Genomic DNA, 8,201 nt, shown 5'->3' on the forward strand with positions numbered 1-8,201 from the left:
TCCACGTCGATCAAAGCGTCCGGTGTCCAAGAACGTGGATGCCCGGGACAAGCCCGGGCATGACGATAGAGGAGATGGCGTCGCTTTGGTGTGGCGACCTACGCCGCGCGCACCTTGGCGAGGAAGCCGTCGACTGCGCTGCGCAGCGCGCCGGACTGGCTGTCGAGCTCGCGAGCGTTGGTGAGCACGTCGCTTGCCGCCGTGCCGGTCGCTTCCGCGGCCGAGGTGACGCTGCCGATATTGGCGTTGATCTCGTTCGATCCGGCCGCGACCGACTGAATGTTGCGGGCGATCTCGCGGGTCGCCTCGCCCTGCTGCTCGATCGATGCTGAAATGCCCGCGGTGATCTCGCTCATCTCGGCGATGGTCTGAGTGATGCCGCCGATGGCGGCGACCGCATCGCTGGTCGATGTCTGCATCGCCGCGACCTGGGCGGAGATTTCCTCGGTCGCCTTGGCGGTCTGGTTGGCGAGCGCCTTGACTTCGGAAGCGACGACGGCAAAGCCGCGGCCGGATTCACCGGCGCGCGCCGCTTCGATGGTGGCGTTGAGGGCGAGCAGATTGGTCTGTGCCGCGATCGAGTGGATCAGCTTGACCACCTCGCCGATCTTCTCGGCGCCGGTGGAGAGTTCCTGCACCGTGGCATTGGTACGCTCGGCGTCGTTGACAGCGCGGCTCGCCACTTCGGTCGAGCGGGTGACCTGGCGCGAGATCTCCGCAACCGAGCTCGACAGCTCTTCGGCAGCCGCGGCAACCGTGCCGACATTGCCCGACGCTCTCTGCGAGGCCGCGCCGACCGTCGCCGCACGCGACGAGGCGTCGCCGGCGGTCGCGGTCATCGATTGCGCAGTGGCTTGCATGCCCGTCGCAGCCGAGGAGACCGAGCGGACGATACCATTGACGCTGCGTTCGAAGTCGCTGGCGATGCCCTCCATCACGCTGCGACGTTCCGCCGCTGCGCGATCCTTGGCATCGGCTTCGCTCTTCTCGATGTCGCGGATGCGGACAGCGTTGTCCTTGAAGATCTGGACGGTCGACGCCATTGCGCCGACCTCGTCACCACGGCCGACGCCGGGAATGTCGCCGTCGAGCTTGCCCTCGGCGAGATCCTTCATGCGGGCTCCGAGCAGGGCGAGCGGGCGGCTGATGCTGCGACCGATCAGCCAGGCAACGCTGCCGGCGACGATGACGATACCGAGCATGGCCAAGCCGAGCAGCCAGTAGACCGGACCCATCTTGGCGTCGATATCATCGAGATAGGCGCCGGTGCCGAGATACATGTCGAAGCCGGGGACCGCGACCGCGTAGCCGAGCTTGCGGATCGGCTTCTCCTGGCCGGGCTTCACATATTCATAATACAGCAGGATCGAACCATTGGCCTTGACCCCGTCCATCAACTCGGCAGACAGCTTGCGGCCGTTGGTCACGACATCCATGCGGTTGCTGCCGATCTGCTTCGGATCGGGCGCGAGCTGGGTGATGCCGTCATAGGACGTGCCGAACAAATAGCCCGCACCGTTGTCATACGTCATTGCATTGCCGTAGCGACGAATCTCGGCCATCGCCGCATCCTTCGTCAGCTCGCCGGCGTCGACCCGCTTCTTGAGGGCAGCGGCGTAGTTGCGCCCCATCTCCACGATCGCCTTGGCCTGATCGATGCGCGCGTTCACCATCTCCTGCTTCATCAGGTATCCGGCGAGGATCCCGGAAATGCACAGTCCGAACAAGGTGACGCCGACGAGGATGCCGAGCTTGGGGGCGATCTTCATATTGCTTAATTTCACGGGATGCTCCGGCAACACAGGGATAAGGACGCGCGAGTGAATCGATCGAAATCAAATTAACCTTTAGGGGGTGACCCCTTAGCAAGCTGTTACGGGGCGCCCCGTAGAAGCCCGGAGAAGACGTCGAACCAGTCGTATAAATCGCCTCAATGACAACCGGGAATTGTACGCGACCTCCTCGATTTCGCGTAAAAGACGCAAAGGCCCGCGCAAAGCATGGGTCACAACAAGAAACCAAATCGGGAGCAGGACATGCCGAGATACAGGGTGGTGACGCCGAAGGGCGCGAGCTTCACGGTCGCGAGCAGCGATTATTCCTACGAGCGCGAGGCGCTCGATCCGATCGACGCCGAGATCGTCGAGGCGCCGGCCGACGAGGCCGGGTTCATCGCCGCCGCGAAGACAGCGGACGCCATCTACGCCAAGGGCATCCCGATCACCAAGACCATCATCGACGCGCTGGAGAGCTGCAAGGTCATCACGCTGGGCTCGGTCGGCGTCGACAGCGTCGACATCAAGGCCGCGACCGCGCGCGGCATTCCCGTCACCAACATCCCCGACACCTTCATCGAGGAGGTCGCCGACCATGCCATGATGCTGCTGCTCGCTGGCTTCCGCCGGCTGGTCGAGCAGGACCGGATGGTGCGTAGCGGCCGCTGGGCCGAGGGCCGGCCGGCGTTGTCGAAGATACCGCGGCTGATGGGCCAGACGCTCGGCTTCATCTCGTTCGGCCGCGTGGCGCGTGCGGTTGCGAAACGCGCAGCTCCCTTCGGCCTGCGGATGATGGCCTACGATCCCTTCATCCAGGAAACGCTGATGTCCGACCACGGCGTGATTCCGGCGACGCTGAACGAGGTGTTGTCGCAATCCGACTTCGTCTCGATGCACGCCCCCGCCCGGCCCGAGGTGCATCACATGCTCACCGAGAAGCACTTCCGGCAGATGAAGAAGGGGTCCGTCTTCATCAACACGGGTCGCGGCGCCACCGTGGACGAGGAAAGCCTGATCAAGGCGCTTCAGGAGGGCTGGATCGCCCATGCCGCCCTCGACGTGCTGGAGAAGGAGCCGCCCTCGCACAACAATCCGCTGCTCGGCATGGACAATGTCACCCTGACCGCCCACGTCGCCTCCGCCTCGGCACGGTTTGACGAGGCGCGCAAGCGCCGGGTGGGCTACGAATTGTCACTGGTGCTTCAGGGCATGTGGCCGGTAAGCTGCGTCAATCCGTCGGTGCTGCAAGACACCGCGCTCCGCCGCTGGCAGCCTGTCAGCATGGACCGCGGCCCGAACAGCTAGACGGGACGGCCGCGAAGGCGCGCCGGCAACCGGAAAGACCCTTCACCGGCGATCAACGCCGGGAAGGGAAACATATAGGGAGGAACCGATGAGGAACGACATCACGCGTCGTGATGCCTTGGCGCTGGGCCTGTCCGCTGCGGCAATCGCGGCAACCGGTGCTCCGGCAAATGCGCAATCCGCGATCAAGGCCGCGGACGTCCCCACACCGAAACTGCCGATCGAGAAAGGCGCATCCCTGCGCATGCTGCGACCGGTACGTTTCGTCCAGGCCGACGAGGACGTGTTCCGCGCCAATGCGGCCAAATTCACCAAGGAGACCGGGGTCGAGGTCAAGGTCGACTTCGTCGGCTGGGAGGACATCAACCAGCAGACCGCGGTGACCGCGAATTCCGGTGCCGGCCCCGATATTATCATCGGCTTCTCCGATGCGCCGCACATCTATATCGACAAGCTGATCGAGCTGACCGACGTCGCCGACTATGTCGGCAAGCGGTACGGCGGCTGGCTGCCGCTGGCGCAGCGCTACGGCAAGAAGAACAAGAGCGACGCCTGGATCGGACTGCCGTTCGGCGCGACCGCGGGTCCGCTGATCTACCGCAAGTCGATCCTGCGATCGGTCGGCTTCGACAAGGTGCCGGAAGACCATGCCGGAATCCTCGATCTCTGCCAGAAGCTTCAGAAGGCCGGCAAGCCGGCCGGCTTGGCGCTCGGCAACGCCAAAGGCGACGGCAACGGTTTTGCGAACTGGGCGCTGTGGTCGCACAACGCGGCGCTGCTCGACGAAGAGGGGAACGTCGTCATCAACAGCAAGGAGACGATCGCCGCACTGAACTGGGTCAAACAGCTCTATCCGACCTTCATCGCCGGCACGACGTCATGGAACGACGTCAGCAACAACCGCGCCTACGCCGCGCAGGAGATCTCGCTGACCGCCAACGGCGTCTCGCTGTATTTTTCACTGAAGAACGATCCGGCGACCAAGGCGATCGCCGACGACAGCGAACATCAACTGCTGCCGAAGGGTGTCGCCAAGGTCTCGCCGATGGCGGGCCTGACGCTGAACGCCATGCTGTTCAAGCACAGCCAGTACCCCAACGCCGCAAAGGCCTTCCTGCAATACATGCTGGAAAAGGACCAGTACGAGCCGTGGCTCAACGCCAATTCCGGCTACTGGGCCCAGCCGCTCGCGGCTTACGCGGAGGCCAAGGTCTGGAGCGAAGATCCCAAGATCAAGATCTTCAAGGACACCATGAACACCATCTACTATGACGGCTATGCTGGCCCGATCTCGACCGCGACCGGTGCCGTCAGCGCCGACTACGTGCTGATTCAGATGTTCGCATCCGTCGCGACCGGCGCTGCCACGCCGGAAGCCGCAGCCGCGGAAGCCGAGCAGCGCTGCAAGCGGTACTTCCGGCGGCAGAAGTAGCGCTGGCCAAAAGCGCGTCATCGCGAGCGAAGCGAAGCAATCCAGCCTGTCTTCCCAGTTACAGCCTGGATTGCTTCGTCGCCCCAGTGCAAAATTGCTTCGCAATTTTGTTACGGGCTCCTCGCAGTGACGGGCCTGGTGACTTTCAGAGACGGGACAACAAACCGATGTCCGTGACCACACTCTCTTCTCCTGCCCTCGTGCACCGGCAACCCTCCTGGCTGGTGCGCCTGTTCGACTACAAGCCGTTCCTGATCGTGATGTGCCTCGCACCTGCGATCGGGCTGCTCACGGTGTTCCTGACCTATCCGCTCGGCCTCGGCATCTGGCTCGCCTTCACCGACACGACGATCGGCAGAAAAGGCGTCTTCGTCGGCTTCGAGAATTTCCAGTATCTGCTCACCGATTCCCTGTGGTGGAACGCGGTGTTCTACAGCGTGGTCTACACGGGGATCGCGACCTTTGGAAAGTTCGCGCTCGGCTTCTGGCTCGCACTGCTGCTCAACAACCATTTTCCGTTCAAGAGCCTGTTGCGTGCGATCATCCTGATGCCCTGGATCGTGCCGACGGTGCTCTCGGCGCTGGCGTTCTGGTGGATCTACGATCCGCAGTTCTCGATCATCTCCTACCTTCTGGTCGACGTGCTGCACTGGCGCACCACCAATATCGACTTCCTCGGCTCGCCCTGGCCGGCGCGCTTCTCGCTGATCGCCGCCAATATCTGGCGCGGCATTCCCTTCGTCGCGATCTCGCTGCTGGCGGGCCTGCAGACCATTTCGCCCTCGCTCTACGAAGCCGCGATGCTCGATGGCGCCAGCGCCTGGCAGCGGTTCCGCTACATCACCTTCCCGATGATGATGCCGATCCTCGCGATCGTCATGACCTTCTCGATCATCTTCACCTTCACCGATTTCCAGCTGGTCTACGCCATCACCCGGGGCGGCCCCGGCAACTCAACCCATTTGCTGGCAACGCTGGCCTTCCAGCGCGGCATTGCGGGCGGCGAGCTCGGCGAGGGCGCGGCGATTGCGGTGTCGATGATCCCGTTCCTCGTGTTCGCAACGCTGTTCTCTTATTTCGGCCTGGCGCGCCGCAAATGGCAGCAGGGAGAGAGCAATGACTGATACCGCCGCCGAGCCGGCCGCCGTCGCCACCACGCCGCCGGACACCATGGCCTGGGATTCCGGGCTGCGGCGGCTGATGATGATCTATCTGCCGCTCGGCTGCTTCGTGCTGATCCTCCTATTTCCGTTCTACTGGATGACGATCACGTCGTTCAAGCCGAACGCAGAGCTGATGAACTACAAGGAGCACAACCCTTTCTGGATCTCCTCGCCGACGCTGGCCCACATCAAGCACCTGTTGTTCGACACCGCCTATCCGCGCTGGCTGTGGACGACGATGCTGGTCGCGGTCGGGGCGACTACGCTGTCGCTGATCGCGAGCACGCTGGCCGCCTATGCGATCGAGCGCCTGCGCTTCCGCGGCAGTCCCTATGTCGGCCTCGGCATTTACATGGCCTATCTCGTGCCGCCGTCGATCCTGTTCATTCCGCTCGCCACCGTGGTCGTGCAGTTCGGCCTGTTCGACAGCCCGCTTGCGTTGATCCTGGTCTACCCGACCTTCCTGGTGCCGTTCTGCACCTGGCTCCTGATCGGCTATTTCAAGTCGATCCCCTACGAGCTCGAGGAATGCGCGCTGGTGGACGGCGCCACCAGGCTCCAGATCCTGCGGCGGATCACGCTGCCGCTGGCGGTGCCCGGCCTGATCTCGGCCGGCATCTTCTCCTTCACGCTGTCCTGGAACGAGTTCATCTACGCGCTCGCCTTTATCCAGAGCGGCGCCAACAAGACGGTGCCGGTCGCGATCCTGACCGAGCTCGTCACCGGCGACGTCTATCAGTGGGGCGCGCTGATGGCGGGCTCGCTGCTCGGCTCGCTGCCGGTTGCGATCTTCTACTCGCTGTTCGTCGATTACTACGTGTCGTCGCTGACGGGCGCGGTCAAGGAGTAGCTGTCGGCTGCGGCGTTTGGCCCGGTTTCACAAAACTGCAATGCGCGGTCCGCATAAGACGGCCTCCGTTAACAGGAGACGCACATGCGCGCGACTTTGCTTAGTACCGTCGCAACGATCATTCTGACCGCGAGCTCCGCGCTGGCGCAGAGCGAAGGCGAATTCCCCGCCAAGCTCGCCGGCCACGTCGTGATGCCGGCCGCCACGTTCATCGACGCGCCGGCTGATGCTCCCGCCGATCTCAAGACATCCGGTAAATACACCACCGGGAAGCGGGTCGACGCGCTCGGCACGGTGATGGGCAAGTCCTATGAGCGGGCCACCGGCGTGTCGCTGCCGTTCAAGGGCCAGCCGCTGCAGGGCCATTCCGGTATCAAGTCGATGGGGGACGGCTCTTTCTGGGTCATCACCGACAACGGCATGGGCGCGCGCGCCAATTCGCCAGATTCGATGCTGTACCTCAACCGCTACAGGATGGATTGGGCCGGCGGCAAGATCGAGCGGCTGGAGACCGTGTTCCTGCACGATCCCGACAGACGCGTGCCGTTCCGCATCGTACATGAAGACACCGAGAGGCGTTACCTCACCGGCTCCGACTTCGACACCGAAGGTTTCCAGATTATCGGCGACACCTTCTGGATCGGCGACGAGTTCGGCCCCTACATCCTGAAGGCCGACAAGACCGGCAAGATTCTGGCCGTATTCGAGACGGTCGCCGACGGTAAGCCCGTGCGATCGCCGGATCATTGGGCGGTGGCGACCCCGGGCGCGCCGGGTGCGACCTACACCAACGTCAACCTCCGACGCTCCAAGGGTTACGAGGGCTTCGCCGCCTCGAAAGACGGCAAGTTTCTCTACGGCCTGCTCGAGGGGCCGCTCTGGGATGCCGAGAAAAAGGACTGGGAGAAGGTCGACGGCAAGGAAGCCTCGCGCATCCTCGAATTCGACGTCGCCGCGGAAAAATTCACCGGCCGCTACTGGCAGTATGTGTTCGAGCAGAACGGCAATGCCATCGGCGACTTCAACATGATCGACCCGAGCGCCGGCCTGATCATCGAGCGCGACAACGGCGAAGGCACGCCCGAAAAGGCCTGCCCGCAAGGCACCCGCGGCGAGAACTGCTTCCCCGACGTGGCCAAGTTCAAGCGCGTCTACAAGATCGAGCTCACCGACGCCAATGTCGGCAAGCCCGTGCGCAAGATCGGCTACATCGACCTCCTGAAGATCAGGGATCCCGACAAGAAGGCGAAGAAGCCGCTCAATGACGGCGTCTACACGTTCCCGTTCTTCACCATCGAGAACGTCGATCGTGTCGACGAAACCCACATCATCGTCGGCAATGACAACAATCTGCCGTTCTCGTCCAGCCGCGATCCCAACAAGGCCGACGACGACGAGTTCATGCTGCTCGATGTCGCGGACTTCCTGAAGGCGAAGTAAGCCAGCGCTCTCTCAACGCGGGTCATCGCCCGGCTCGATGTTTAGACCGGACAGATCACTGACAGGTGTTCGGAGACATAGCTGACACTTCAAACTGGGCTGGAATGGCCGATTCGGGAGGCCTTCCATGCCCTGGAACGAGGTGTCGGTGATGGATCAGCGACGGGAGTTTGTGCGGCTTGCGTTGCAGGAAGGGGCGAACCGGCGGGAGTTGTGCCGGCGGTTCGGGATCAGTC

6 protein-coding genes are annotated in these 8,201 nt (G+C 63.2%); 5 read left to right on the forward strand and 1 reads right to left on the reverse strand.

Going from position 1 to position 8,201, the window contains the following annotated elements; translation table 11 throughout:
• Nucleotides 1-98: 98 nt before the first annotated feature.
• Nucleotides 99-1,784, reverse strand: coding sequence for a methyl-accepting chemotaxis protein (locus ACIPUD_RS34505; RefSeq protein ID WP_026232608.1), 1,686 nt, complete (start codon nucleotides 1,782-1,784; stop codon nucleotides 99-101).
• A 252-nt stretch (nucleotides 1,785-2,036) separates the two neighbouring features.
• Here ACIPUD_RS34505 and ACIPUD_RS34510 point away from each other — a divergent pair, with 252 nt between their 5' ends.
• From ACIPUD_RS34510 to ACIPUD_RS34530, 5 genes are all read left to right on the forward strand, one after another.
• Nucleotides 2,037-3,080: a C-terminal binding protein gene (locus tag ACIPUD_RS34510; RefSeq protein ID WP_026232607.1), complete on the forward strand. Its 1,044-nt coding sequence runs from the start codon at nucleotides 2,037-2,039 to the stop codon at nucleotides 3,078-3,080.
• Between the two features lie 88 nt (nucleotides 3,081-3,168).
• Nucleotides 3,169-4,512, forward strand: coding sequence for an ABC transporter substrate-binding protein (locus ACIPUD_RS34515; protein ID WP_018453846.1), 1,344 nt, complete (start codon nucleotides 3,169-3,171; stop codon nucleotides 4,510-4,512).
• A 167-nt stretch (nucleotides 4,513-4,679) separates the two neighbouring features.
• Complete coding sequence (locus tag ACIPUD_RS34520) at nucleotides 4,680-5,636, forward strand: carbohydrate ABC transporter permease (protein WP_018453845.1); 957 nt, start codon at nucleotides 4,680-4,682, stop codon at nucleotides 5,634-5,636.
• Nucleotides 5,629-6,525: a carbohydrate ABC transporter permease gene (locus ACIPUD_RS34525; protein WP_018453844.1), complete on the forward strand. Its 897-nt coding sequence runs from the start codon at nucleotides 5,629-5,631 to the stop codon at nucleotides 6,523-6,525. Before ACIPUD_RS34520 ends, ACIPUD_RS34525 begins: the two co-directional genes overlap by 8 nt.
• 84 nt (nucleotides 6,526-6,609) lie before the next feature.
• Nucleotides 6,610-7,965, forward strand: coding sequence for an esterase-like activity of phytase family protein (locus ACIPUD_RS34530; protein ID WP_377829368.1), 1,356 nt, complete (start codon nucleotides 6,610-6,612; stop codon nucleotides 7,963-7,965).
• Nucleotides 7,966-8,201: the final 236 nt, after the last annotated feature.

The sequence above is a fragment of the Bradyrhizobium sp. CAR08 genome (assembly GCF_052871955.1).